Raw genomic sequence first — 24,531 nt, 5'->3', positions numbered from 1 at the left:
AGAACAACATGCTTTACCGTGAAGCCGGTCAATTCAAGACCACCTACGCCGCCGACCAGCAACTGTTTCCGATCCGCCAGGACCGGATCGGGGTCATCGTGCTGCTCGCCGTCGCCTTCCTCGGGGTCCCGCTGCTGGCCAGTGAATACTGGTTCTCGGCGATCCTCATTCCCTTCCTGATCTTCGCGCTGGCCGCGCTCGGCCTGAACATCCTGACCGGCTACGCCGGCCAGTTGTCGCTCGGTTCTGCCGCCTTCATGGCGGTCGGCGCCTATGCCGCCTACAACTTCCAGTTGCGTATCGAAGGCATGCCGATTCTGGTTTCCTTCATGTGCGGCGGGTTGACCGCCGCCGGGGTCGGCATCCTGTTCGGTTTGCCCAGCCTGCGCATCAAGGGCTTCTATCTGGCGGTGGCGACGCTGGCCGCGCAGTTCTTCATCGTCTGGTGCCTGACCAAGTTCCCCTGGCTGTCGAACAACTCGTCGTCCGGCGTCATTTCGACGCAGCGCCTGGTGCTGTTCGGGCACGAACTGACGACGCCGGTCGAGAAGTACCTGCTGGTGCTCTCCATCGTCGTCTTCATGGCGCTGGCCGCCAAGAACATGGTGCGGTCGACCACCGGCCGGGCCTGGATGGCGGTGCGCGACATGGACGTCGCCGCCTCGGTGATCGGCATCCGCCTGATGCCGACCAAGCTGCTCGCCTTCGCCGTCAGTTCCTTCTACTGCGGTGTGGCCGGCGCGCTGTACGCCTTCTGCTACCTCGGCTCGGTCGAACCGGACGGCTTCTCGCTGGAAATGTCCTTCAAGATCCTGTTCATGATCATCATCGGCGGTGTCGGTTCGATCATGGGCAGCTTCCTCGGCGCCGCCTTCATCCTGCTGTTGCCGATCTTCCTCGACGTTGCTCTGCCGTTCCTGGCCGGGCTGTTCGGGCTGCCTTTTTCCAGCGCCACCGTGTCGCACATCCAGATCACGGTGTTCGGGGCGCTGATCATGTTCTTCCTGATCGTCGAGCCGCACGGGCTGGCCCGCCTGTGGCAGATCACCAAGGAGAAGCTGCGCCTGTGGCCGTTCCCGCACTAGTGCCAGCAGTTGCCGTTGTGGCACCAGTGCCAACAGTTGCTGTTGTGGCATTGATGCCTGCTTTTGTCGTTGTCGTACTAGGTTGTGCTGTGGTTCAAGCGGTGGGGCCCCGCCGCTTGTTTGTAATAACTGGAGGAGACATCCAATGATTAAAAAATTCAAACCCGTTCTGGCTGCTGCCGCAGTTTCCCTGGCCATGTTGTCGCAAGGCGCGTTCGCCGCCGAAGAGCAGTTCTTCCCGCTGATCGATTACCGGGTTGGCCCCTACGGTTCCAATGGCCAGGCCTTCTACGGCGGCTTCATCGACTACCTGAACTACGTCAATTTGAAGGAAAAAGGCGTCAATGGCGTCCAGATGACCTGGGAAGAGTGCGAGACGGAATACAACAACGCCAAGGGCGTCGAGTGCTACGAGCGCCTGAAGAGCAAGGCAGCCAAGTCGGCCGGCCCGATCCACACGATGTCCACCGGCATTTCCTACGCCCTGATCGACAAATCGGCCCAGGACAAGTTGCCGCTGGCGATGATGGGCTACGGCCGCACCGATGCGGTGGATGGCTCGGTCTTCCCCTACGCCTTCCCGCTGGTCACCACCTACCAGATGCAGGCCTCGGCCATCGTCAAGTTCATCAAGGACAAGAACGGCGGCAACCTGGCCGGCAAGAAGATCGTCTATCTGTACCACGACTCGGCTTACGGCAAGGAAGCCATCATCGCGATGGAAGCCGAAGCTTCGCTGAACAAATTCACGCTGGTCCAGATTCCGGTCGCCCACCCGGGTAACGAGCAGGGCGCCCAGTGGCTGAAGATTCGCCAGGAGAAGCCAGATTTCGTCGTCTTCTGGGGCTGGGGCGTAATGAACCAGACGGCGCTGAAGGCGGCCCAGAAAGTCGGCTTCCCGCGCGACAAGATGATCGGCTCGTGGTGGACCGGTTCGGAAGAGGACGTCGTGCCGGCCGGCGATGCCGCCAAGGGCTACATGGCCGCGACCTGGAACGTCGCCGGCAAGCAGGTGCCGGTGATCGCCGACATCGAGAAGGTGGTGTACGGCGCCGGCAAGGGCAACCTGCAGGATACCGGCAAGATCGGCACCGTCCTCTACAACCGCGGCGTGTCCGCCGCCGTGCTGTCGGTCGAGGCGATCCGCAAGGGCCAGGAAAAGTACGGCAAGGGCAAGGCGCTGAACGGCGAACAAATGCGCTGGGCGCTGGAAAACCTGAACATCACCGAAGCCCGCCTGAAGCAGGTCGGTGCGACCAACCTGCTGCCGGAAATCAAGACCTCCTGCGACAACCACGAAGGTTCCGGCAAGGTGAAGATCCAGCAGTGGGACGGCGCCAAGTGGGTGCCGGTCTCCGACTGGATCGAAGGCAACAAGTCGCTGATTCACCCGCTTTTCCAGGCCTCTGCCAAGCAGTACGCCAAGGAAAAGGGCATCACGCCGCGTGATTGCTCCAAGGAAAAATAAGGCGAGAGAGTGGGGAGGCGAGGGGGTAACCCCTCGCCATCTGCCAGTTTCCATGCTTCGGGAACCGCTATGAGTACACAAACTGCCGCTCCGGCGGACAACTATCTGAGCATCAACAATATCGAGGTCATTTACGACCACGTGATCCTGGTGCTCAAGGGCGTTTCGCTCAACGTCCCCAAGGGGAAAATCGTTGCGCTGCTGGGCGCCAACGGCGCCGGCAAGTCGACGACGCTGAAGGCCATTTCCAACCTGCTGCACGCCGAGCGCGGCGATGTCACCAAGGGTTCGGTCGAATACAAGGGCGAGCGCATCGACCAATTGACGCCGAATGAACTGGTCAAGCGTGGCGTCATCCAGGTTATGGAAGGGCGGCATTGCTTCGGCCACCTGACCATCGAGGAAAACCTGCTGACCGGCGCCTACACCCGCTCGATTTCGCGCAGTGAGTTGAAGGACAGCCTGGAAAAGGTCTATCACTACTTCCCGCGCCTGAAGACGCGGCGCACCTCGCAGGCCGGCTACACCTCGGGCGGCGAGCAGCAGATGTGCGCCATCGGCCGCGCCTTGATGGCCAAGCCGGAGATGATCCTGCTCGACGAGCCGTCGATGGGCCTGGCGCCGCAGATCGTCGAGGAAATCTTCGAGATCGTGAAGGATCTGAACAGCCGCGAGAACGTCAGCTTCCTGCTCGCCGAACAGAACACCATGGTCGCGCTGAAATACGCCGACTTCGGCTACATCCTGGAAAACGGCCGGGTGGTGATGGAAGGCGATGCCGAGGGTTTGCGGACCAATGAGGACGTCAAGGAGTTCTACCTCGGGCTGAGTTCGGCCGGGCGGAAGTCGTTCAAGGACGTCAAGCACTACCGCCGCCGCAAACGCTGGCTCTCGTAACGGCAGTGCGCCGCTCAGGGCGGCGTTGTCGGCGAGCTTGTTTGCAGGAGCAAACGGCGCTCGCCTCCGCCTTGCCCTGCGCGGCTACTTTGCCGTTCCGCTGTATTTTTGCCCCGAAATTCAATTCCTACGGTCGACCGCGAAAAAACGGAGAAAACCAAATGAGCTTTTACGACCCTCTCGAAACCCGCGATCCTGACGAGCGCGAAGCCGACCTGATGGACAAGCTGGCGCGCCAGGTGGCGCATGCTAAGGAAACGACCCATTACTATTTCCAGTCGCTGGCCGGGGTTAATCCCTTCGACTGTGCGACGCGCGAGGCGTTGGCCCGCCTGCCGCTGACCCGCAAGCGCGATCTGATCGAGCTGCAAAAGAAACATCCGCCCTTCGGCGGCCTGAACTCGCTGGCACGCAGCAAGGCCAAGCGCGTTTTTGCGTCGCCCGGGCCGATCTATGAATTGCAGGGCATGGACATGGACCACTGGCGCATGGCCCGCGTTCTCTATGCCGCCGGCTTTCGCCATGGCGATCTGATTCACAACTGCTTTTCCTACCACTTCACGCCGGGCGCCTTCCTGATGGAAGGCGGGGCGCGCAAGCTGGGCTGTGCGGTGTTTCCCGGCGGCATCGGGCAGACCGAGCAGCAGGTGCAGGCGATGGTTGACCTGAAGCCGGACGGCTATGTCGGCACGCCGTCCTTCCTGCGCATCATCGTCGAGAAGGCGGAGGAAATGGGGGCGGACATCAGTTCGCTGAAAAAGGCCCTGGTCTCCGGCGAGGCGCTACCCGGCGTCACCCGCAACTGGCTGAACGAGCGCGGCATCGCCGTGCGCCAGTGCTACGCGACGGCCGATATCGGGGCCATCGGCTATGAAACCGAAGCCGAGCAGGGGATGGTCGTCGAGGAGGAGTTGCTGCTAGAAATCGTCCGCCCCGGTACCGGTGACCCGGTCGAGCCGGGCGAGGTCGGCGAGGTGGTGGTGACCACCTTCAATCCCGACTACCCGCTGATCCGCTTCGCTACCGGCGACCTGTCGGCCATCATGCCCGGCCGTTCGCCCTGCGGTCGCAGCAATGTCCGTCTGAAAGGCTGGATGGGGCGGGCCGACCAGACAACCAAGATCAAGGGCATGTTCGTGCATCCGGAGCAGGTTGCCGATATCGCCCGCCGCCATCCGGAAATCCACCGCATGCGGCTGGTGGTCGACAACCCGGGCGGCCAGGACCGGATGGTTCTGCACTGCGAGATCGAAGCCGGCGGTGAGGTGCTCGACCAGGCGCTGGTCTCCAGCCTGCGCGAAGTGACCAAACTGCGCGGCGAAGTGGCGTTTACCACGCCCGGGGGCTTGCCCAACGACGGCAAGGTGATCGAAGATAGCCGGGTCTACTGACCCGGTTTTTTTCATGCGAATCCTGATTGTTGCGCTGGCCCTGCTGGCGACCCCCGCCTTGGCTGTTGAACCCCTGCTGCGCCCATCTGCCCGCCTGTTGTTCAAGGAGCCTGAAATGTTGCAGAGCGGCCGCTGCGTGGTTTATGAAGAGGGGGGCGCCGGCTGGGTGATGACCGACCCGGTCTTCTACCTGAAGGGCGAGGTGCTGGCGACCGACGTGCGCAGCCGTCACCTTGGCAAATGCCCCGTCGTGCCGGGCAAGAATATCGAGCAGTACAGCCGCGCCGAATTCAATCGCCAGGCCCTGGCCTACCCCTGTGTCGGGCCGGAGGCCGCCGAACGTGACGAGCAGATCGGCATCGTCCGCCTGCGCGTCAGCGAATGGGAAACGCCCTATGCGCGCAAGGCGGCCAATGCCGGCCGCCTCTATCGCGGCATGTTTATCGACCGGGCGTTGAAGAAAGACATGGAAATCGAACTCGAAGCCGACCTGCTCGGCGTTTGCGGACAATGAGCCGACCGGCGCCGCTGGCCGGCATCCGCGTCCTTGACCTGACCCGCTTGTTGCCGGGGCCGGTGGCGACCCTGCATCTGGCCGACCTCGGCGCCGAGGTGATCAAGATCGAAGATCCGCAGATCGGCGATTACGCCCGCACGCTGGGCACCGGTCAGGGCGAAGACAGCGCCTATTTCCGGATGATCAACCGCAACAAGCAGGGCCTGGTCCTCGACCTGAAGAAGCCGGAAGGCGTCGAAGTCTTCCTGCGCCTGGCGCGGCAGGCCGATGTCATCGTCGAAAGCTTCCGGCCCGGTGTTGTCGACAAACTGGGCATCGGCTACGCGACGGTGGCGGCGCTCAATCCGAAAATCGCCTACTGCTCGATCAGCGGTTACGGGCAGGACGGCCCGTACAAGGATCTGGCCGGCCACGACATCAACTACCTCGGCTACGCCGGCGTGCTGGAACAGATCGGTGAGGAAGGCGGCAAGCCGGCCATCCCCAATTTCCAGATCGCCGACCTGCTCGGCGGCGCGCTGACCGGGGTGATGGGCATCCTGGCCGCCGTCGTCGAGGCCCAGCGTAGCGGGCAGGGCCGTTATATCGACGTTTCAATGACCGACAGCGTGCTCGCCCATACCTATTTCGCCATGCTCCGCCTCAACGATGCCGGCCAGCCGGCACCACGCGGCGCCGATCTGCTCTCCGGCGGCCTGCCCTGTTACGCCACCTACCGCTGTGCCGACGGCAAGCACATGGCGGTCGGCGCCCTCGAAGGCAAATTCTGGCAAAGCTGCTGCGAGGCGCTGGAACGTCCAGAATGGATCAAGCGCCAGTGGGATGCCGGCCTGCGCACCGAAATGGCCGCGCTGTTCGCCAGTCGCCCACGGGATGACTGGGCCAGCCTGTTTGCTGCGGTCGACTGCTGCGTAACGCCGATTTTGTCGCCCGACGAAGCGCTCGACAACGCCCAGATCGCCGCCCGCGGCATGGTGCTGCGCGAAGCAGGCCTGACCCAGTTCACGCCGCCGCTGAAACTGTCCGACTATCAGTTTGCCGTCCGTCAGCCGGCGCCGAAGGCCGGCGAGCACAACGCGGCAATTCTGGTCGCCGCGGGCTATTCCGCGGCAGAAATCAGCCGGTTGCAGCAAAGCGGTGCGCTCGGTTGAGTGCAGGGGGGTATGTCGTGTGGATGGCTTTAGTGTGTACGTGTTCGGCCAGGGGGTAGAAAATATGCTATATGATTTGTTGCGTCCAACTTTGAACGGACCCCACAAGTGCTTTTTTTGGCCCAAATCGCCTTCACTGTAGTTTGGTTTGGAGCGTTATTTTTCGCCTACAAGGCAAGTGAAGGGAAAAGCGCCTATATCCGACGAACAGTAGTGGAACTGACGAAGTTTTCACTCGTTCTGTCACTTCTGGGATTCATCTACATCATCACTCGGTGAAATCCCGCTTAGGGCACGATGCAGGTGATATCGGTTGACCGCCTGCAACGCACTCTTTCTCGCAACAACCCTTTAGTCTTATCCTTTTCGCCCGAACAAGCCCCGAACTGCCTCCTGCAAATCGGCCGGCAGGACGACGACTTTGGCGTTGTCCTTCTCGCCCATCCGCTCCAGCGCCGTAATGTATTTTTCGCCGAGCATGTAGGACATCGGCCCGGTCTGGTCGCCGATTGCTGCCGTGATGCGGCGGATGGCCTCGGCCGAGGCTTCGGCCAGCATGACCTGGGCGTTGGCGTCGCGCTTGGCCGATTCGAGCCGTGCTTCGGCTTCGAGAATGGCTGACTGCTTGGCGCCTTCCGAGCGGGTGACGACGGCTTTCCGTTCGCGTTCGGCGGCGGCCTGCATTTCCATCGCCTTCTGCATCGACTCCGACGGCTTGATGTCCTGGATCTCGACCGATTTCACGGTCAGGCCCCAGTCCACCGCCTCGTCGGCAATGCTTTCGCGCAGCCGGGCCTTGATCTTGTCGCGTGAGGAGAGCGCTTCGTCGAGTTCCATCTCGCCGACGATGGAGCGCAGCGTGGTCATGATCAGGTTGCGGATCGCCTCGGAGAAGTCGGTGACGCCATAAACCGCCTTGACCGGGTCGGTGACCTTGATGAAGGCGATGGCGTTGGTCAGGATCACCGCATTGTCGCGGGTGATCACTTCCTGTTCCTGGACGTCGAGGATGATGTCCTTGGTGATCAGTTGGTAAGCGATGCGGTCGAGGTAGGGGATGACGATGTTGAGGCCGGGCTTCAGCGTGCCGTGATACTTGCCGAGCCGCTCGACGATCCATTCCTCGCCCTGCGGCACGATGCGCACGCCCTTGGCGATGGTGACCGCGACGAAGACCAGAATGGCCAGAACAACGATGAATCCTGCGCTGATTTCCATGTGTATACCTTTTTAAGCCTTGCTGACTTTGAGAAAACTGCCTTCTACCGCCACCACCTTGACCCGTTCGCCGGCGGCAATTGCCGTATCGGCCAGGCAAACCCATTCTTCCGAGCCGAGTACCGGCCGCTGAAAGCGCACCTTGCCGCGTTCGAAGGGGGCCACGGCACTGACCAGCAGGCCAATCTCGCCGATCACTTCACCGTCGGCCATGCCGATCCGGGTCTTGTGGAAGCTTTGCTTGAAGACGCGGAACCAGAGTACGACCATGGCCAACGAGGCCAGTGTCCAGGTCGCCAGTTGGGCGGTCAGCGACAGGTCCGGCATGCTCAATACGAGCAGGCCGACGAGCAGGGCGCCGAGCCCGAACCAGATTGTGAAAAACGACGGGATCGCCAGTTCGGCCAGAATCAGCACGATGCCGCCAACGATCCACACCCACCATTCAAGTTGCATGTCATTCTCCCTGTTGCGGCGAGTATTGGCGGTTTGCCGGGGGCGGTCAAGCCGCTTGCGGTGATCCACAGTTGGGCGCCGGCGGCGCAGCCTCTAAAATGCGCCGATGAATACCGCCCTGCTGCTGCTCCCCGACTTTGCCCTGATCCTACTCGGCGCCGCCATCCGGCGCTGGATGCATCTCGGCGATCATTTCTGGAGCGGGGTCGAGAAACTGGTCTATTTCATCCTGTTTCCGGCCCTGCTGATCAATGCCATCGTCAAAACCCGGCTCGATCTGGGGGCCGCCCTGCCTTTGCTCGGTACGGCGCTGGCCGCGATGGCCGGTGGCATGCTGCTCGGGCTGCTACCGAAAATGTTCGTGCGCCTGCCGCCGCTGACCTTTGCCTCGGTCTTCCAGTGCGCCTATCGCTTCAACTCGTATATTGCGCTGGCGGTGGCCGGCATGTTGTTCGGTTCGCCGGGCATTGCGACGATGGGGCTGATCGTCGGCGCCGCGGTGCCGGTGGCCAATCTGGTGTCGGTGTGGATGCTGGCGCGGCACGGCGAGGTCGGGCTGTGGCGGGAAGTGGCGCGCAATCCGCTGATCTGGGGAACGGCGGCCGGTTTCCTGCTGAATCTCGCCGGTTTCGTGCCGCCGGCGCCACTGCAGGCGTTTCTCGGCCGGCTGGCCGATGCGTCGATCGCGCTCGGCCTGATCACGGTCGGTGCCGCTTTGCGTTTGGAAAACACGCCGGGCGTGCGCGGCGTTTCGCTGTGGCTGGTGACGGTCAAGCTGCTCGCGCTGCCGCTGATTGCCGCCGTGACCGGCCGACTGCTCGGCCTGCAGGGCTTGAACTACCAGGTGGTGGTGCTGTTTGCCGCCTTGCCGACGGCGTCCTCGGCTTACATTCTGGCCATGCGCATGGGCGGCGACGGGCGTAGCGTCGCCTGGCTGATCTCGGCGACGACGCTCGGCTCGATGCTGACGCTGCCGCTCTGGGCAGCGTGGCTGCTGCGCTGATTACTTCTTGGCGCGCCGGCTGGCCGGTTTTTCGGGCGGCGTTTCGACCGCCTCATTGACCGCGGCGGCAGCGGCTTCAGCCGAGTGCTGCAGCTGTTCGCGCATCTGCTGCATCATCTGCCAGGGCCACATCGCGGCTTCGGAAAATGCCGTTTTTTCGGGGTCGACCGCAGCATTGAGAAAATCCGGCTGGGGCGGTGCCGTGGTTTCGTCCGAACCGGCCGCCATCGACTTGGCGGTGTCGGTCGCCATCTTGGTCATGGTCTGTACGGCGGAAACCGTGGTGCGCTGCATTTCCAGACTCTGAATGGTCATCTGCAACATCGACAGGTTCATCCGCAGCCAGCCTTCGACAGCCTTCATGTCCTTGATGCGCTTGTCGAGTTCATCGAGGTCGAAGGTCGGGGCAACCATGCCGGGCAGTGAGAATCCCATGTTGCCCCACATGTTGCGCATGAAGTTCAGCGGGTCGTTTGCTTGTTGGTTCGACATGTCTCGCTCCTCCGGTTGTATTACATCATCTTAAACCACTTCGTAATACAAAATGCTAAATTAGCGCCCGGTTGATAAGGGGGAAAAATGCTTAAGTTGCTGGTGGTGGAAGATCACGCGCTGGTGCGCGAAGGGCTGGTCCGTTTGCTGGGCCAGATCGAAGAGGGGGCAACTGTTTTTGAGGCGGCCGATTTCGAATCGGCGCTGACCGTGCTCGATAACGAGGAGGAGTTCGACCTCGTCCTGCTCGATCTCGCCTTGCCCGGAATTGACGGCTTTGCCGGTCTCGACATCCTGCGTCGCCGTTATCCGGCGATGCCGGTCGCCGTTGTTTCGGCTTTCGACGATACGCCGACCATTACCCGGGTCTTGAATCTGGGCGCCTCGGGTTTCATTCCAAAGGCATTTTCCGGCGAGGCGCTATTGAGTGCCGTGCGCGAGGTGCTGGCCGGCAACATCTTCCGGCCGAGCGGCCAGAATGGCGCCCGCCTCGACGACGCGACGCCGGTGCCGCCGACCAAGGTCAGCGTCCGGCCCGATGAAGTCGGTCTGACCGACCGTCAGGCGCAGGTCCTGTGCCTGATGGTGCGGGGCTTGTCGAACCGCGATATCGCCGATCAGCTCGACCTTTCCGAAGGTACCGTGAAGATCCACGCGACCGCCGTCTTCAAGGCGCTCGGCGTCACTAGCCGGACCCAGGCGCTGGTCGCCGTGGCCCGTTACGGCATCGACTTCGAAAACGTTTTCTGAAGCTGGTTGATCAAGGCCCGCAGCTTGGCCGGGCGAACCGGTAGCGGCAGGGCGTGGGCCCCGTTCGGCAAGGGCGGGTGATCGGGGCCGACCAGTACGATCAGCGGTGAATTGGCCGGCAGTTGGCGGCTGACGGTGGGTGCCAGATCGATCTCGGTAATGATCAGCGTCTGCGGCGGCAGCATTTGCTCGCTGTTGCCATCATCATGACTGACGTTGTAGTGCCAGCTTTCCGCCAGCTTGATGCACTGTTGCACGGCGTCCGAGGTGCCGATGCAGAAGATCCGGCCGGCGGCCAGCAGTTGCTGTTCCGGCGGCTGCCATTGCGGCGCCTTGCCAGCCCGGACATGCAGCGCGAAAGTCGTGCCGCGGCCGACCTGAGAGTGCAGGTCGATGCTGACGTCGAGGGCGCGGGCCAAGCGGTCGACGATGGAAAGACCGAGGCCGAGGCCCTTGGTGTGCTCGCGTGCCGCATTGCCGACCTGGTAGAACTCGGCAAAGATTGCTGCCTGGTGTTCGGGGGCGATACCCATGCCACTGTCGCGGATTTCGATCAGCACTTCGTCGCCGCGCTTGCGGGCGGCAACCAGCACCCGGCCGGCCGGCGGGGTGTAGCGCAGGGCATTGGAGAGCAGATTGGCGATGATCCGCTCGATCATCACCGGGTCCGACTCCAGCCACAGATTGGTCGGCCGGAAGCGCAGGCTGAGGTTGCGGTCGGCGGCTGAGCGCCGGCCCGAATTGGCCAGGCGTTCAAAGAGCGGACCGAGCGGGAAATTGCGGATTTCCGGTTTGACGCCGACGACATCGAGCCGGGAGATATCGAGCAGCGAATCGAGCAGTTCGCCGAGAATGCTGGTCGAGGTCGAGATCTGTTCGGCCAGACGCGGCAGGTTGTTGGCCGTGCCGCTGCGGATCTGCCGTTGCAGGTCGGCGGCAAACAGCGACAGGGCGTGCAGCGGCTGGCGCAAGTCATGGCTGGCGGCAGCGAGAAAGCGGCTCTTTGCCTTGTTGGCCCGCTCGGCGGCATCCTTGCGCCCGGCCAGTTCCTGCGTTGCCGACTGGACGCGCTGTTCGAGCAACTCGTGGCCGGCTTCCAGTTCGGCGGTCAGGGCGGCCATTTCGCGCACCTGGCGGCGAACCAGCAGGCCGCCGACGAGCAGCACGGCGGTGACGAGCAGGGCGAGGGTGCCGAGTTCGATCAGCCGGCTGCGCCAACTGGCGAGCAGGGTCGCTTCCGGGATGGCGGTCAGGATACGCAGGTCGGCAAAGCCGGGTACCGGGGAGACCGAGACCCGCATGTTCTTGCCGCTGGCCAGTCCGGTTTCCGGGACGACGCCGCGCAATTGGCCGTCGAACAAAATATCGGCGGCTTGCGCGCCGAGGACCGGCGACTGGCGGCTGAGATCGGTCGGCCGGCAGGAGGCGACAATCTGGCCGCGCGCATTGATCAGGACCGATTCGAAATCGTCGGAGAGCCGGTTCGACCAGCAGAAGTCTTGCAGGAAGGCCGGTTCGACGGCAGCGAAGGCGACCCCGACAAAGGCGCCGCCCTCGCCGTTGATGCGGCGGCCGATGGCATAGCTGTAGCGCCCCGAGTTGCGCCCGATGTAGGGGCCGTAGCTGGCGGCTTCGGCACCGTTTTCGAGAGCAATGAAGTAGGGGCGGTCCTTGACGTTGATGTGCGGCGGCGGGAAATAGGTCGAAATGAAACGCTGGTTGCCGTAGCGGTCGAAAATGATCAGGTCGCGCAGTTGCGGCATGGCGCGCGAGTGGCGCTGGGCGACGTATTCCCAGCCCTGGCTGGCTTCCCATTTTTCCCAATTGCGCCGGTTGTGCGACAGGTCGGTGGCCATCTCGCGCAGCAGCACGTCGATGGCTTCGAAGGAACGGGCGGTATGTTCCGCCATCATGATGCCGAAGTGCTGCAGACGCCGCTCGCCGGCCTCGATGTCGCGATGCCGGGCGACCAGCAAGTCGGTCAGGAAGACCATCAGGATGGTCAGCGTGCCGATCAGTGCGACGAAGAGGGCGAGGGTTTCCGGCTTGCGCTTGAGCACGGGGTCAGAGCTGGTAGCAGTAGAGCGGACGGGGCGGCGTGCAGTCCACGTCGATGATGCGGCTGGGGCTCAGCCCGGGGACCGGAAAGCTGTTGCTGATGAACAGGCTGCCGGGCTGCATTTCGCTTTGTGCCTTTGCCCATAGCTTGGGCATTGGCACTGGCGACAGGAAGGCATAGACGACGTCGTAATCGCCGAGCTTGGCTTGCCAGAGATCGTCCCAGCGCCAGCGGATATTGGGCCGGCCGACACTGAGCAGGAGGCCGACCAGCCAGGTCAGCGGAGCATTTTCATAACCGGTGAAGTGGCTGTCCGGCAGCAGGTCGGCGAGCGGCACCGTGGTGCTGCCAACGCCGGCACCAAGATCGAGGAAGCGGCTCGGGCCGCGTTCGGCGAGCAGTTCGGCCAGCGCGGCGACGGTCTGCTTGTTGGACAGGTAAAGCGGCACCTGGCCGCTGAGGGCGCCGCGGTAGACGAGCAGCAGCAGCACGAAGGCGAGCAGGAACCAGCCGGGATCGATCTGCTGGCTGTGCGTGAACCAGACCAGCGGCATGAAGCCGGCGTGGATGGCGCGCCACCACCAGGGTTGGCGGGACAATGTGGCGAAAATGAAGGCGACGCCGCCGATGGCGAGGCTGGTCGGCAACCAGGGCAGCGCTTCGGCATTGAGGCCGAAATAGGGCCAGGCGAGGGACAAAACGAGGATGACAGCCGCCCCTTGCAGGGCGAACTGTCGCATTGGCGTTGCGGTCATGCCGCGATTTTATGTCATAAGCGCGTTTCTGGCCGTTTCCCGTACTTTTGTCGCTTTTGCCCAGGCCTGTTCGCGCACCGGGCCGAAGCCGCGGACTTCGCTGGGCCAGCCGGCCAACTGAACGGCTGCGGCATCGTTGCGGCGCTGCTCTTCGAGCAGATCGAGGTCGGCTTCGTAATCAGTGAGCAGCTGGCGGTCGAGCTGGCGGTCCGGGCCAAAACGGAAGGGGTCGAGCCAACTGCCGCGCCAGCGCCGTACTCCGGCCAGCCCCTTGAAAACAGGCAACAACCAGGCACCGAAGCGGATCTTGCGCGGCCGGCCATCCGGGCCGGGTCGGGCAAAGAGCGGCGGGGCGAGGTGGAAACTGAGCCGCAAGTCACCGTCAAAACGTTCGCCGAGTTGCTGCAGGAAGTCGGTTTCGGCGTACAGGCGTGCGACCTCGTATTCGTCCTTCGGCGCGAGCAGGCGGGCGTACTGGGTGGCGACGACCTGGCTCAGGGCGTCGTTGCCGAGGCCGCGGATGGCCGTGATCCGGCCTTGGTAACGGTCCGCCAGCGCCGCATCCTGGTAGGCGGTCAGGTGGGCGAGGCGAGTGGCGATCAGTTCGTCCAGCCCGGCTTCGACAAAAGGCTGACCCTCGATCGGGCCGGCGATTTTTGCCACTTTTTGCGGGTCGACCGCCGCCCTGCGCCCCCACAGGAAGGCCTGGCGGTTGGCCTCGACCGCGGCACCGTTGAGGACGATGGATTGGTCGATGGCCGCCGCCGAGACCGGGACCAGGCCCATTTGCCAGGCGTGGCCGAGGAGCAGCATGTTGGCGTAGAGTGCGTCGCCCATCAGCTTGGTGGCGAGGTGCTGGGCATCGATGAAGTGCGCCTGCGCCTGGCCGATGGTGTCGACCAGTTGCTGTTTCAGGCCGGCCAGCGGGAAATGCCAGTCGCGGTTGCGGGTGAAGTCGGCGGTCGGCGTTTCGGTGCAACTGACGACGGCCCGCGTCCGGCCTTCGAGCATCTTCGACAGGGCTTCGGTGCCGGCGCTGACGACCAGGTCGCCGCCGAGAATGGCGTGCGCCTCGCCAGTGGCGATGCGGGCGGCGTGGATGTCTTCCGGCCGGTCGGCGATGCGCAGGTGGGTGAAGACGGCGCCGTATTTTTGCGCCAGCCCGGTCATGTCGAGCGTCGAAATGCCCTTGCCGTCGAGGTGGGCGGCCATCCCGATCAGGGCGCCGAGCGTGATGACGCCGGTGCCGCCGACGCCGGTGACGAGCAGGTTGTAGGGTTGGGCGGTGGCGGGCAGCGCAGGCTCGGGCAAAAGCGGCCAGTTTTCATGGTCGACCGCGACAGTTAGCGCTTGGCCTTTTTTCGGCTTGCCGCCTTCGATGCTGACGAAGCTCGGGCAGAAGCCTTTGACGCAGGAGATGTCCTGGTTACATGAGGACTGGTCGATCTGGCGCTTGGTGCCGAACGGCGTGTCGACCGGGATGACGGACAGGCAGTTGGACTGCACTGAGCAGTCGCCGCAGCCTTCGCAGACGGCTTCGTTGATGACGACCCGCTGGTCGACCACCGGCATGCGGCCCCGTTTCTTGCGCCGGCGCGCTTCGGTGGCGCAGACCTGGTCGTAGATCAGCACGGTGACGCCGGGCTCCTCGCGCAGTTCGCGCTGCACGTTGTCGAGCTCGTCGCGATGGCGGATCGGCACGTTGGGGGCGAGGTCGGTGACCTCGGCATACTTCTCCGGCTCGTTGGTGACGATCACCGTCTTATTGACGCCTTCGGCCTCGAGCTGTCGGGTCAGCCGGGCGACGCTGAGGTTGCCGTCCACCGGCTGGCCGCCGGTCATCGCCACGGCATCGTTATAGAGAATCTTGTAGGTGATCGGCACTTTGGCGGCGACCGCCTGGCGGATGGCGAGCAGGCCGGAATGGAAATAGGTGCCGTCGCCGAGGTTGGCGAAAATGTGCTTTTCCTCGGTGAACGGTGCCTGGCCGACCCAGGGCACGCCTTCGCCGCCCATGTGGGTGAAGGTCGAGGTGCTGCGGTCCATCCAGGTCACCATGTAATGACAGCCGATGCCGGCGACGGCGCGCGAGCCTTCCGGCACCCTGGTCGAACTGTTGTGCGGACAGCCGGAACAGAAATACGGTTTGCGCTCGGCCAGCACGACCGGCGTTTTGGCCGCCTGCTGCTTGGCTTCGATGATTTTCAGGCGGGCGGCGATGGTCGGCGAGGTGAAGAAGCGGTCGATCCGTTCGGCAATGACGCGGGCGATGGTGGCGACCGGCAGTTCGCCGGTGGCCGGCAGCAGCCAGTTGCCTTCCGACCATTCGCCGATTTCGTCGAACTTGCCGATGACGCGCGGGCGCACGTCGTCCTTCCAGTTGTACAACTCTTCCTTCAACTGGTATTCGAGCAGCTGCCGTTTTTCCTCGACGACGAGAATTTCCTCCAGCCCTTCGGCGAAATGGCGGACGCCTTCCGGCTCGAGTGGCCAGACCATGCCGACCTTGTAGAGCCGGATGCCGATCTCGGCGGCCAGCGCATCGTCGATGCCGAGTTCGTCGAGTGCCTGGCGGACGTCGAGATAGCTCTTGCCGGCGGTCAGGATGCCGAGGCGCGGATTCGGCGAGTCGATGATCACCCGGTTCAGCTTGTTGGCCCGGCAATAGGCCAGTGCCGCGTAGAGCCGGTGGTTGAGCAGGCGGACTTCCTGGACCAGGGGCGGGTCGGGCCAGCGGATGTTGAGGCCGTCGGCCGGCATGGCGAAATCGGTCGGTAAAACGATGTTGACCGCAGCACTATCGACGCTGACCGAGGCCGAGGTCTCGACGGTGTCGGCCAGCGCCTTGAAGGCGACCCAGCAGCCGGAATAGCGGCTCATCGCCCAGCCGTGCAGGCCGTAGTCGAGGTATTCCTGAACATTGGCCGGGTAGAGTACCGGCATCAGCACCGCCTTGAAGATGTGCTCGGTCTGGTGCGGCAGGGTCGACGACTTGGCGGCGTGGTCGTCGCCGGCGATGACCAGGACGCCGCCGAATTGCGCCGTGCCGGTGGCGTTGGCATGGCGGAAGACGTCGCCGCAGCGGTCGACCCCCGGTCCCTTGCCGTACCACATGCCGAACACGCCGTCGTACTTGGCACCGGGAAACAGGCCGACCTGCTGGCTGCCCCAGACGGCGGTCGCCGCCATGTCTTCGTTGATGCCCGGTTGGAAGGTGATGTGGTGCTCGGCGAGATGCTGCTTCGCCTTCCACAGGCCGAGATCGAGATTGCCGAGCGGGCTGCCTCGATAGCCCGAAATGAAGCCGGCGGTATTCAGGCCGGCGGCGAGGTCGCGCTCGCGCTGCAGCATGGGCAGGCGGATCAGCGCCTGGGTGCCGGTCAGGAAAACGCGGCCGGACTGGCGGGTGTATTTGTCGTCCAGTGTTGCGGACGACGCGGCGCGTAGGGCCGTTTGAGCCATGTTGCTCATTTTTGTTGTCTCCGGTTTTTTGCGCCTTGTGAGCGCGTGCGAATCATCGCGCCGCCGGGGGTGGTGGCGACGCGCGCTTTGGAGATTGGATTCTGGCCTGGGGCGGGGGTTCCGGCAATAGCCGGTCAAACGGTTGTTTTGCTCAGTTTTTCTCGCCGGCCGGCGGCAGGATCTTGCCGGGGTTGAGCAACTGCTGCGGATCGAGCGCCAGTTTGATCGCCCGCATCACGTCGACCGCGACCTCGCCGTGTTCGAGCGGCAGGTATTTGCGCTTGCCGAGGCCGATGCCGTGTTCGCCGGTACAAGTGCCTTCCATGGCGATGGCGCGTTCGACGACGCGGCTGCTGATCCAGGCTGCTTCCTGCATGTCCTGCTCGTTGGCCGGATCGACCAGCACGACGAGGTGGAAGTTGCCGTCGCCGACGTGGCCGAACAGCGCGATCGGAATATTCACCTGCGCGATGTCCTCGTTGGTTGCCGCGATGCATTCGGCCAGCCGCGAAATCGGCACGCAGACATCGGTCGGGAAGCAGCGGCAGCCCGGCTTCAGTTGCAGGCAGGCGAAATAGGCGTCGTGGCGGGCTTGCCACAAGCGCGTCCGGTCTTCCGGCCGGATCGCCCATTCGAAATTGGCGCCGCCGAGGTCGCCGGCAATGGCCTGCACCGTTTCCGCCTGCTCCTTGACCGAGGCCGGGCTGCCGTGGAATTCGAAGAACAGGGTGGGGGCTTCGGCCAGCGTCGTCTTGCTGAATTTGTTGATGGCCGACAGCGACAGCGTGTCGAGCAGTTCGATGCGCGCCACCGGGACGCCGAGCTGGATGGTCTGGATCACCGTCTGTACTGCCGCGTCGACGTCCGGGAAGGTGCACACGGCGGCCGAGATGGCTTCCGGAATCGGGTAGAGCTTGACGGTCAGTTCGGCCATGATGCCGAGCGTGCCTTCCGAGCCGACCAGCAGCCGGGTCAGGTCGTAGCCGGCCGAGGACTTGCGGGCGCGGCCGCCGGTTTTCATGATGCGGCCGTCGGCCAGTACCGTCGTCGTCGCCAGCACGTTGTCGCGCATCGTGCCGTAGCGGACGGCGTTGGTGCCCGAGGCGCGGGTCGCTGCCATGCCGCCGAGCGTCGCATCGGCGCCGGGGTCGATCGGGAAGAACAGGCCGCTGCCTTTCAGCGCGTCGTTCAATTGCTTGCGGGTGACGCCGGCCTGCACGGTGGCGTCGCCGTCCTCATGATGAATGGCGATGATCCGGTTCATGCCGGAGAGATCGAGCGAGATGCCGCCGCGCGGGGCCAGTACATGGCCTTCGACGGAACTGCCGACGCCGTAGGGAATGATCGGTACGCCGTATTCGGCGCAGAGGGCTACGGTCGACGCGATTTCTTCGGTGCTTTCGGCGAAGACGACGCCCCAAGGCAGCATCGGGTCATGCACCGATTCGTCACGGCCGTGTTGCAGGCGGGTCGAGTCGCCACAGGAAAAACGGTTCTGGAATTGCTGGCTGAGGGCCAGGCGGAGTGCTTCGGGCAGGGAGTTCTGGGTCACTGGAGAAAACGGGTGGCTTGGTCGAGATCGGAGTGAGTATGCCCGTGATAAAGCGCCGTGACGAATTTTCGCCAGACCAGATCCGGTTCGCCGATACGGAAGCCGTAATAGTGCGTTTGCTCGTGTTCGGTCTCCTGGACCACCTGCACGCTGAGGCGGGAGATGTCGTTGCGGCCCAACTGGACGACGGCGGTCAGCCAGATTTCGCCGGGAATCGGCCGGCTGCAGCGGGCGCGGAAACCATAGCGGGAAACTTCATTGACCTCGACCGGGATCGTGCCTTCGTTGGCTGCCGTGGCGTTCAGGCTGGCCGGGCATTTGACCGAGAAGCGGCGATGCTGGCGGACCTGGCGGCTTTCGCCGCTGCTTGGCAGCGGCGGCAGGATCTTTTGGTATTCCGGCAGGTCGTAGATCAGGTGGAGCAGGGCTTTCTTGCGCTCGCTCAGCGTCGCGAAGACATCGGTCCGCTCGTTGAAGAAGTAGTCGATCAGGCTGGGGGTCAGCACCGGGTCGTTGGTGGTGAAGAAGCGGCGGTGCGGAATCTGGATGTTGGGCAGCTTCGCTTCAATGAAGTAGTGGTAAAGATTGCGCCGGGCCGGCTTGTTGGCGTAATGCTTGCGGAGGATTTCCGGCGCCTGCTTGAGGTCGAGCGTGGCACCGACGGCTGGCGCACCATTCACGAAGTCATAGTTCTCGACGACATTGGTCGACAAGCGGCGGAAAAAGAGCAGCGACTCGTACATCTCGATGTGTCGCGGGTTGACCGCGATGACCAGGTGCCGGGTGTCGAAGAAGGCCGTGCAGTACTCGTACATGAACTTCATCAGCGGAAACAGGATGGTCCCGCCGGTCCGCCGGAAACGCGGGTGCACCGCCAGCGCGGAGACTTCGGCGATGTTGCCTTCCTTGGCCCGGACATCGCTGAGATCGAAAATGCGCTGCAGCGGGAAGCCGATGGCGCTCTCGCGGATCAGCGAGATCGTGCCGACCACCTTGCCGTCGTATTTGGCGCACAGTGTCGTTGTCGTCGGCAGCGCGTGGTAAATGGTGACGCGCATGCCGGACGGATCGGGGGTCATGAAGCCGCTGTCGACATAGGCATCGTGCAGCAGTTTGAAGCAGGCTTCGAGTTCTTCCTTCGTTTCGGCAATTTTCAGGACAAGGCGCTGGCTGGGGTCTGAGTTGCAATCGACGAAGGAGCGATAGACCTTATGCCGCCGGGTCTTGGGAAGCAGGGCAAACATGCGGCGCGCGAGCTGGTGCAGAAAATTCCGCAAGCGGCTGACAAGGCGCATGATGGGCAACTCCACGAAGACGGATATCTGCATTCATCATAGCACCTTGTTATTGACAGCTATTCGGCACCTCCGGACAATCAGCCCATACTTTTTAACCCCCCCCAGAGATCAGGAGAAACACCGATGCAAGCCAAGCTTTCCGTAGTTGCCCTCTCCGTTGCCGCTGCTTTTACTCTCGCCGCTTGCGGTCAGAAGGAAGAACCGAAGCCGGTTGCCGCGCCGGCCGCCCCGATCAGCAAGCCGGAAGTGGTCGTCAAACTCGGCCATGTCGCGCCGATGACCGGTCCGCAGGCCCACCTGGGTAAGGACAATGAAAACGGCGCCCGCCTGGCGATCGATGAGCTCAATGCCCAAGGCATGGAAATTGGCGGTGCCAAGGTCAAGTTCGAACTGATGGCCGAAGACGACCAGGCTGATCCGAAACAGGGTTCCATCGTGGCCCAGAAGCTGGTCGATGCCAAGGTCAATGGCGTTATCGGTCACCTCAATTCCGGCACGACCATCCCGGCCTCCAAGCTGTATTCCGACGCCGGTATCCCGCAGATCTCCGGTTCGGCGACCAACCCGAAATATACGCAGCAAGGCTTCAAGACTGCCTTCCGCGTCATGGCCAACGACGTCCAGCAGGGTAAGGCGCTGGGCGAATTCGCCGTCAAGCAGGGCGTCAAGACGGTGGCCATCGTCGATGACCGCACCGCCTACGGCCAGGGCCTGGCCGACGAGTTCAAGAAGGCGGCCGAAGCGGCCGGCCTCAAGGTCGTCGCCAACGAATACACCAACGACAAGGCCACCGACTTCAAGGCCATCCTGACCAAGATCAAGTCCACCAAGGCCGAACTGGTCTTCTTCGGCGGCATGGATGCCCAGGGCGGCCCGATGGCCAAGCAGATGAAGGAACTCGGCATCAAGGCCAAGTTCCTCGGCGGCGACGGCGTCTGTACGCCGGAGTTCATGAAGCTGGGCGGCGAGGCGACGGAAGGTAACTATTGTTCGCTGCCGGGCATGCCGCTCGAAAAGCTGGCCAAGGGGCCGGAATTCAAGGACAAGTTCAACAAGAAGTTCAACGCCGAAATCCAGCTCTACGCTCCGTATGTCTATGACGCAGTGATGGTGATGGCCGATTCGATGAAGCGCGCCGACTCCGTCGATCCAGCCAAGTATCTGCCGGCCATCGGCCAGACCAATTACGACGGCGTGACGGCAATGATCCAGTTCGACGAATTCGGCGACCTGAAGGGTGGCGCGATTTCGGTCTATCAGTACAAGGGCGGCAAGCTGGAATACGTCGAGACCCTGGGCGGTGGCGCAGTGGCCGCGGTCAAGGAAGCCGTCGCGGAAGTCAAGGAAGCGGCCGCGGCCGGCGCCGAGGCGGTAAAGGGCGCGGCTGAGGCCACCAAGGCAGCAGTCGAGAAGAAGTAACCACTTTCATACGGCTAACAGAAACGGCACCGCAAGGTGCCGTTTCCATATGCTGCGGTCGACTTACACAAAATGGATATTTTCCTCCAGCAAATCATCAACGGCCTGGTCCAGGGCAGCATCTATGCCCTGGTCGCGCTGGGCTACACGATGGTGTACGGCATCATGGGCCTGATCAATTTCGCGCATGGTGAAGTGGTGATGATCGGGACACTGGTTACCATCACCGTCGCCGGCCTGCTCATCAAAGTCGGCATGCCGGTCGCACTGGCTGGCCTGGCCGGGCTGATCGCCGCCATCCTCTGCTGCATGGCGCTGGGCTGGGGGCTGGAGCGCATCGCCTACCGGCCGCTGCGCAACGCACCCCGACTGACGCCGCTGATCACGGCGATCGGCATGTCGATCGTGCTGCAGAATCTGGCGATGATCATCTGGGGGCGCAACTACCTGACCTTTCCGCCGCTGCTGCCGAAGATGGATTTCGAGTTCGCCGGCGCCAATTTCACACTGGTCCAGGTCGTCATCGTGCTGGTTTCGGCGGCGACCATGGGCGGCCTGCTCTTCCTCGTCTATCGCACCAAGCTCGGCATGGCGATGCGCGCCACCTCGCAGAACCCGGCGGTGGCCAGCCTGATGGGGGTCAATATCAACCGCGTCATCGCCGCCGCCTTCGTCATCGGCTCGGCGCTCGGTGCGGTGGCCGGCGTTATGGTCGGCACCTATTACGAAATCGCCCATTACCAGATGGGCTTCATGCTCGGCCTGAAAGCCTTCACCGCAGCAGTCCTCGGCGGCATCGGCAACCTTGCCGGCGCCATGCTCGGCGGCATCCTGCTCGGTCTGATCGAGGCGCTCGGGGCCGGTTATATCGGCGACCTGACCGGCGGCTTCCTCGGTAGCCATTACCAGGACATCTTTGCCTTCGTCGTGCTGATCGTCGTGCTGATGTTCAAGCCCTCGGGCCTGTTTGGCGAAAAGACGGGGGACCGCGCATGAGCAAGTTGCTGAATCCCCGTTCCGCCTTCGGCATCGCGCTGATTGCCGCGGCCCTGATCGCGCTGCCTTTCGTCGCCGCGATGGGCGGCCAGGCCTGGGTGCGCATCCTCAATTTCGCCATCCTCTATGTCTTCCTGGCGCTCGGCCTGAACATCGTCGTCGGTTTCGCCGGCCTGCTCGACCTTGGCTACATCGCCTTCTACGCAGTCGGTGCCTACACCTACGCGCTGCTGGCCAGCCCCCATTTCGGGCTGCACTGGCCGTTCTGGACGATCTTGCCGATCGGCGCGGTGATTGCCTGCTTCTTCGGTGTCGTGCTCGGCTCGCCGACCCTGAAGCTGCGCGGCGACTACCTGGCCATCGTCACCCTCGGCTTCGGCGAAATTGTCCGCATCTTCATGAATAACCTGAATGCGCCGGTCAATATCACCAACGGGCCGCAGGGCATCACGCTGATCGACCCGGTGGCGATCGGCGGCTTCAAGTTTTCCGGCACGACGCAGATTTTGGGCTATTCGCTGAGTGGACCGCAGAAGTACTACTTCCTGCTCGTCGCGCTGGCCATCCTGGTCATCATCATCAACCTGCGCCTGCAGAACTCGCGGATCGGCCGCGCCTGGCAAGCTATCCGCGAAGACGAGATCGCCGCCAAGGCGGTCGGCATCAACACCCGTAACCTGAAGCTGCTCGCCTTCGCGATGGGGGCCAGTTTCGGCGGGGTGGCCGGGGGCGTTTTCTCGGCGATGCAGGGCTTCGTTTCGCCGGAGAGTTTCTCGTTGATCGAGTCGATCATGATTCTCGCCATGGTGGTACTTGGCGGCATGGGCCATATCCCCGGCGTCATCCTCGGCGCCGTGCTGCTCAGCATCCTGCCGGAAGTCCTGCGCTACGGCGTTGGCCCGTTGCAGATGGCCGTCTTCGGCAAGATGCTGATCGATCCGGAAAGCCTGCGCATGCTGATTTTCGGTCTGGCGCTGGTACTGGTCATGCGCTTCAAGCCGGCCGGCCTGTGGCCGTCGCCGGAACGCAAACGTGAATTGCAGGGAGATGCCTGATGGCTGACATGCTGCTCGAAGCCCGGGCGGTCGCCAAGCATTTTGGCGGCGTCAAGGCGCTGCGCGATGTCTCGCTGGGCATCCGGCGCGGCGAAATCTATGGTCTGATCGGTCCGAACGGGGCCGGCAAGACGACTTTTTTCAATTGCATGACCGGGCTCTACATTCCGGATGGCGGCGGCTTCACTTTTGATGGTGCTCCCTTGCTCGCCGATGCCCCGCATCAGGCGGCCGAGCGCGGCATTGCCCGGACTTTCCAGAATATCCGGCTGTTCGGCAACATGACGGCGCTGGAAAACGTCATGGTTGGCCGCCACGTGCGGACCAAGGCCGGGGTCTTCGGCGCCATGCTGCAGAATGCGGCGACCCGGGCCGAAGAGGCGGCGATCCGCCAGAAGGCGATCGACCTGCTGCATTACGTACGGATCGAGGATCGGGCCGACGACCTGGCCAAGAACCTGTCCTACGGCGACCAGCGCCGGCTGGAGATCGCCCGCGCCCTGGCCACCGAACCGAAGCTGCTCTGCCTCGACGAACCGGCGGCCGGCATGAATGCCACCGAAACCGAAGAGTTGCGCGACCTGATCGACGGCATCCGCCGCGACGGGACGACCATCCTGCTCATCGAGCACGACGTCAAGCTGGTCATGGGTCTGTGCGACCGTGTTGCGGTGCTCGATTACGGAGCACTGGTCATCGAGGATGTGCCGGCGGTGGTGCAGAAAGATCAACGAGTGATTGAGGCTTACCTAGGTGCTTGAAGTTACCGGACTCCACGTGGCTTACGGCGGCATTCAGGCCGTGCGCAGCATTACCTTTCATGTCAAGGAAGGCGAACTGGTCGCCCTGATCGGGGCCAACGGCGCCGGCAAGACCAGCACCCTGAAGGCGATCGCCCGGGTCATCGATGCCGTCGGCGGCGATGTCCATTTCTGCGGCGAGAAGATCAGCCGCTTGCCGCCGCATGACATCATCCGCAAGGGCATCGCGCTGGTTCCGGAAGGGCGGGGCGTCTTTCCCCGGCTGACGGTGGCCGAGAACCTGGCGATGGGTGCCTTCGTCCGCGATGACAAGGCGGAAATCGCCGCCGACATCGAGAAGATGTACGCCTATTTCCCGCGCCTCAAGGAGCGCGAGACACAACTCGCCGGCACGCTGTCCGGTGGCGAACAGCAGATGCTGGCCATTGGCCGCGCCCTGATGAGCCGCCCGAAGCTGTTGCTGCTCGATGAGCCGTCGATGGGACTGGCGCCGATCATGGTCCAGAAAATCTTCGAGGTGGTGCGGGCGGTGGCGGCCGAAGGCATGACGACGTTGCTTATCGAACAGAATGCCAAGCTGGCGCTGGAAGTCAGTCAGCGGGCCTATGTCATGGAAAGCGGCGAAGTAACGCTGCATGGCGAGTCGGCCCAGTTGTTGAATGATCCGAAAGTGCGCGCCGCCTATCTGGGTGAGTGAAGGCGGCCGCTTTTTTCAACTGGATCAAACCCATTGCGCCGGCGGCGGC

General features: G+C 63.3%; 21 protein-coding genes. 13 read left to right on the top strand and 8 right to left on the bottom strand.

All coding sequences use genetic code 11. The features are described from left to right. The first annotated feature begins 8 nt into the window (after window positions 1-8). The 6 genes from AT959_RS10555 to AT959_RS10530 all read left to right on the top strand — a co-directional run bounded on the left by AT959_RS10555 (window position 9) and on the right by AT959_RS10530 (window position 6,509). Window positions 9-1,085 (top strand): branched-chain amino acid ABC transporter permease, encoded by a 1,077-nt coding sequence (locus AT959_RS10555; RefSeq protein ID WP_066882931.1) that lies wholly within the window; start codon window positions 9-11, stop codon window positions 1,083-1,085. 145 nt (window positions 1,086-1,230) lie between these two features. After that, window positions 1,231-2,553, top strand: coding sequence for an ABC transporter substrate-binding protein (locus tag AT959_RS10550; protein WP_066882930.1), 1,323 nt, complete (start codon window positions 1,231-1,233; stop codon window positions 2,551-2,553). A 69-nt stretch (window positions 2,554-2,622) separates the two neighbouring features. Then, entirely contained in the window at window positions 2,623-3,450 is an 828-nt protein-coding gene (locus tag AT959_RS10545) for an ABC transporter ATP-binding protein (protein WP_066882929.1), read from the top strand. A 161-nt stretch (window positions 3,451-3,611) separates the two neighbouring features. After that, entirely contained in the window at window positions 3,612-4,841 is a 1,230-nt protein-coding gene (locus AT959_RS10540; RefSeq protein WP_066882928.1) for a phenylacetate--CoA ligase family protein, read from the top strand. A gap of 13 nt (window positions 4,842-4,854) precedes the next feature. After that, a complete protein-coding gene (locus tag AT959_RS10535; RefSeq protein ID WP_066882927.1) occupies window positions 4,855-5,355 on the top strand; it encodes a hypothetical protein in 501 nt (166 codons plus the stop codon). Then, window positions 5,352-6,509, top strand: a complete 1,158-nt coding sequence (locus AT959_RS10530; protein ID WP_066882926.1) for a CaiB/BaiF CoA transferase family protein — start codon at window positions 5,352-5,354, stop codon at window positions 6,507-6,509. Before AT959_RS10535 ends, AT959_RS10530 begins: the two co-directional genes overlap by 4 nt. A 357-nt stretch (window positions 6,510-6,866) precedes the next feature. Here the strand turns inward: AT959_RS10530 and AT959_RS10525 are convergent, their stop codons facing one another. Both AT959_RS10525 and AT959_RS10520 read right to left on the bottom strand, forming a co-directional pair. Beyond that, a complete protein-coding gene (locus AT959_RS10525; protein ID WP_066882925.1) occupies window positions 6,867-7,727 on the bottom strand; it encodes an SPFH domain-containing protein in 861 nt (286 codons plus the stop codon). Window positions 7,728-7,739: 12 nt separating this feature from the next. Then, window positions 7,740-8,183 (bottom strand): NfeD family protein, encoded by a 444-nt coding sequence (locus AT959_RS10520; protein WP_066882924.1) that lies wholly within the window; start codon window positions 8,181-8,183, stop codon window positions 7,740-7,742. Window positions 8,184-8,289: 106 nt separating this feature from the next. Between AT959_RS10520 and AT959_RS10515 the strand changes: the two genes are divergently transcribed. Beyond that, window positions 8,290-9,186, top strand: coding sequence for an AEC family transporter (locus AT959_RS10515; protein WP_066882923.1), 897 nt, complete (start codon window positions 8,290-8,292; stop codon window positions 9,184-9,186). On the opposite strand, the gene AT959_RS10510 is transcribed toward AT959_RS10515, so the two are convergent. Next, on the bottom strand, window positions 9,187-9,678 hold the full coding sequence (locus tag AT959_RS10510) for a PhaM family polyhydroxyalkanoate granule multifunctional regulatory protein (protein ID WP_066882922.1): 492 nt from the start codon (window positions 9,676-9,678) through the stop codon (window positions 9,187-9,189). Between the two features lie 87 nt (window positions 9,679-9,765). Between AT959_RS10510 and AT959_RS10505 the strand changes: the two genes are divergently transcribed. After that, a complete protein-coding gene (locus tag AT959_RS10505; protein ID WP_066882921.1) occupies window positions 9,766-10,428 on the top strand; it encodes a response regulator transcription factor in 663 nt (220 codons plus the stop codon). Here AT959_RS10505 and AT959_RS10500 read toward each other — a convergent pair. The 5 genes from AT959_RS10500 to AT959_RS10480 form a co-directional block, all read right to left on the bottom strand. Continuing rightward, the gene (locus AT959_RS10500; RefSeq protein WP_066882920.1) at window positions 10,398-12,488 is read right to left on the bottom strand and encodes a cache domain-containing sensor histidine kinase; all 2,091 of its coding nucleotides are present in this window, start codon (window positions 12,486-12,488) and stop codon (window positions 10,398-10,400) included. The genes AT959_RS10505 and AT959_RS10500 overlap by 31 nt on opposite strands. Window positions 12,489-12,492: 4 nt before the next feature. Beyond that, window positions 12,493-13,227, bottom strand: a complete 735-nt coding sequence (locus tag AT959_RS10495; RefSeq protein ID WP_240481805.1) for a class I SAM-dependent methyltransferase — start codon at window positions 13,225-13,227, stop codon at window positions 12,493-12,495. 24 nt (window positions 13,228-13,251) lie between these two features. After that, a complete protein-coding gene (locus AT959_RS10490; RefSeq protein WP_066883063.1) occupies window positions 13,252-16,704 on the bottom strand; it encodes an indolepyruvate ferredoxin oxidoreductase family protein in 3,453 nt (1,150 codons plus the stop codon). Between the two features lie 151 nt (window positions 16,705-16,855). Next, window positions 16,856-18,256: an FAD-binding oxidoreductase gene (locus tag AT959_RS10485; RefSeq protein WP_205629882.1), complete on the bottom strand. Its 1,401-nt coding sequence runs from the start codon at window positions 18,254-18,256 to the stop codon at window positions 16,856-16,858. Next, the gene (locus AT959_RS10480) at window positions 18,253-19,551 is read right to left on the bottom strand and encodes a GNAT family N-acetyltransferase (RefSeq protein WP_066883062.1); all 1,299 of its coding nucleotides are present in this window, start codon (window positions 19,549-19,551) and stop codon (window positions 18,253-18,255) included. The genes AT959_RS10485 and AT959_RS10480 overlap by 4 nt, the downstream gene beginning before the upstream one ends. 126 nt (window positions 19,552-19,677) lie before the next feature. On the opposite strand from AT959_RS10480, the gene AT959_RS10475 reads away from it, so the two are divergent. The 5 genes from AT959_RS10475 (at window position 19,678) to AT959_RS10455 (ending at window position 24,482) form a co-directional block, all read left to right on the top strand. After that, window positions 19,678-20,973, top strand: coding sequence for a branched-chain amino acid ABC transporter substrate-binding protein (locus AT959_RS10475; protein WP_066882918.1), 1,296 nt, complete (start codon window positions 19,678-19,680; stop codon window positions 20,971-20,973). Between the two features lie 72 nt (window positions 20,974-21,045). After that, window positions 21,046-21,969 carry a branched-chain amino acid ABC transporter permease gene (locus AT959_RS10470; RefSeq protein WP_066882917.1) on the top strand — a complete coding sequence of 308 codons (924 nt, stop codon included), beginning with the start codon at window positions 21,046-21,048 and terminating at the stop codon, window positions 21,967-21,969. After that, entirely contained in the window at window positions 21,966-23,024 is a 1,059-nt protein-coding gene (locus tag AT959_RS10465; RefSeq protein WP_066882916.1) for an ABC transporter permease subunit, read from the top strand. Before AT959_RS10470 ends, AT959_RS10465 begins: the two co-directional genes overlap by 4 nt. Then, window positions 23,024-23,785, top strand: a complete 762-nt coding sequence (locus AT959_RS10460) for an ABC transporter ATP-binding protein (RefSeq protein WP_066882915.1) — start codon at window positions 23,024-23,026, stop codon at window positions 23,783-23,785. The genes AT959_RS10465 and AT959_RS10460 overlap by 1 nt, the downstream gene beginning before the upstream one ends. After that, on the top strand, window positions 23,778-24,482 hold the full coding sequence (locus AT959_RS10455) for an ABC transporter ATP-binding protein (RefSeq protein ID WP_066882914.1): 705 nt from the start codon (window positions 23,778-23,780) through the stop codon (window positions 24,480-24,482). Before AT959_RS10460 ends, AT959_RS10455 begins: the two co-directional genes overlap by 8 nt. Window positions 24,483-24,531 lie beyond the last annotated feature (49 nt).

The organism is Dechloromonas denitrificans, assembly GCF_001551835.1.
GTDB lineage: Bacteria > Pseudomonadota > Gammaproteobacteria > Burkholderiales > Rhodocyclaceae > Azonexus > Azonexus denitrificans.
Note: the sequence above shows the minus strand (reverse complement) of the source record. Positions and strands in the feature narration are given on the sequence as shown.

What these genes read in the sequence shown, in the direction of transcription:
- AT959_RS10550 (WP_066882930.1), top strand. Translation starts at nt 1,231, where the DNA reads ATGATTAAAAAATTCAAACCCGTTCTGGCTGCTGCCGCAGTTTCCCTG.
- AT959_RS10465 (WP_066882916.1), top strand. Translation starts at nt 21,966, where the DNA reads ATGAGCAAGTTGCTGAATCCCCGTTCCGCCTTCGGCATCGCGCTGATT.
- AT959_RS10460 (WP_066882915.1), top strand. Translation starts at nt 23,024, where the DNA reads ATGGCTGACATGCTGCTCGAAGCCCGGGCGGTCGCCAAGCATTTTGGC.
- AT959_RS10520 (WP_066882924.1), bottom strand. Translation starts at nt 8,183, where the DNA reads ATGCAACTTGAATGGTGGGTGTGGATCGTTGGCGGCATCGTGCTGATT.
- AT959_RS10480 (WP_066883062.1), bottom strand. Translation starts at nt 19,551, where the DNA reads ATGCGCCTTGTCAGCCGCTTGCGGAATTTTCTGCACCAGCTCGCGCGC.
- AT959_RS10555 (WP_066882931.1), top strand. Translation starts at nt 9, where the DNA reads ATGCTTTACCGTGAAGCCGGTCAATTCAAGACCACCTACGCCGCCGAC.
- AT959_RS10490 (WP_066883063.1), bottom strand. Translation starts at nt 16,704, where the DNA reads ATGGCTCAAACGGCCCTACGCGCCGCGTCGTCCGCAACACTGGACGAC.
- AT959_RS10495 (WP_240481805.1), bottom strand. Translation starts at nt 13,227, where the DNA reads ATGCGACAGTTCGCCCTGCAAGGGGCGGCTGTCATCCTCGTTTTGTCC.
- AT959_RS10510 (WP_066882922.1), bottom strand. Translation starts at nt 9,678, where the DNA reads ATGTCGAACCAACAAGCAAACGACCCGCTGAACTTCATGCGCAACATG.
- AT959_RS10530 (WP_066882926.1), top strand. Translation starts at nt 5,352, where the DNA reads ATGAGCCGACCGGCGCCGCTGGCCGGCATCCGCGTCCTTGACCTGACC.
- AT959_RS10515 (WP_066882923.1), top strand. Translation starts at nt 8,290, where the DNA reads ATGAATACCGCCCTGCTGCTGCTCCCCGACTTTGCCCTGATCCTACTC.
- AT959_RS10470 (WP_066882917.1), top strand. Translation starts at nt 21,046, where the DNA reads ATGGATATTTTCCTCCAGCAAATCATCAACGGCCTGGTCCAGGGCAGC.
- AT959_RS10535 (WP_066882927.1), top strand. Translation starts at nt 4,855, where the DNA reads ATGCGAATCCTGATTGTTGCGCTGGCCCTGCTGGCGACCCCCGCCTTG.
- AT959_RS10525 (WP_066882925.1), bottom strand. Translation starts at nt 7,727, where the DNA reads ATGGAAATCAGCGCAGGATTCATCGTTGTTCTGGCCATTCTGGTCTTC.
- AT959_RS10505 (WP_066882921.1), top strand. Translation starts at nt 9,766, where the DNA reads ATGCTTAAGTTGCTGGTGGTGGAAGATCACGCGCTGGTGCGCGAAGGG.
- AT959_RS10475 (WP_066882918.1), top strand. Translation starts at nt 19,678, where the DNA reads ATGCAAGCCAAGCTTTCCGTAGTTGCCCTCTCCGTTGCCGCTGCTTTT.
- AT959_RS10545 (WP_066882929.1), top strand. Translation starts at nt 2,623, where the DNA reads ATGAGTACACAAACTGCCGCTCCGGCGGACAACTATCTGAGCATCAAC.
- AT959_RS10540 (WP_066882928.1), top strand. Translation starts at nt 3,612, where the DNA reads ATGAGCTTTTACGACCCTCTCGAAACCCGCGATCCTGACGAGCGCGAA.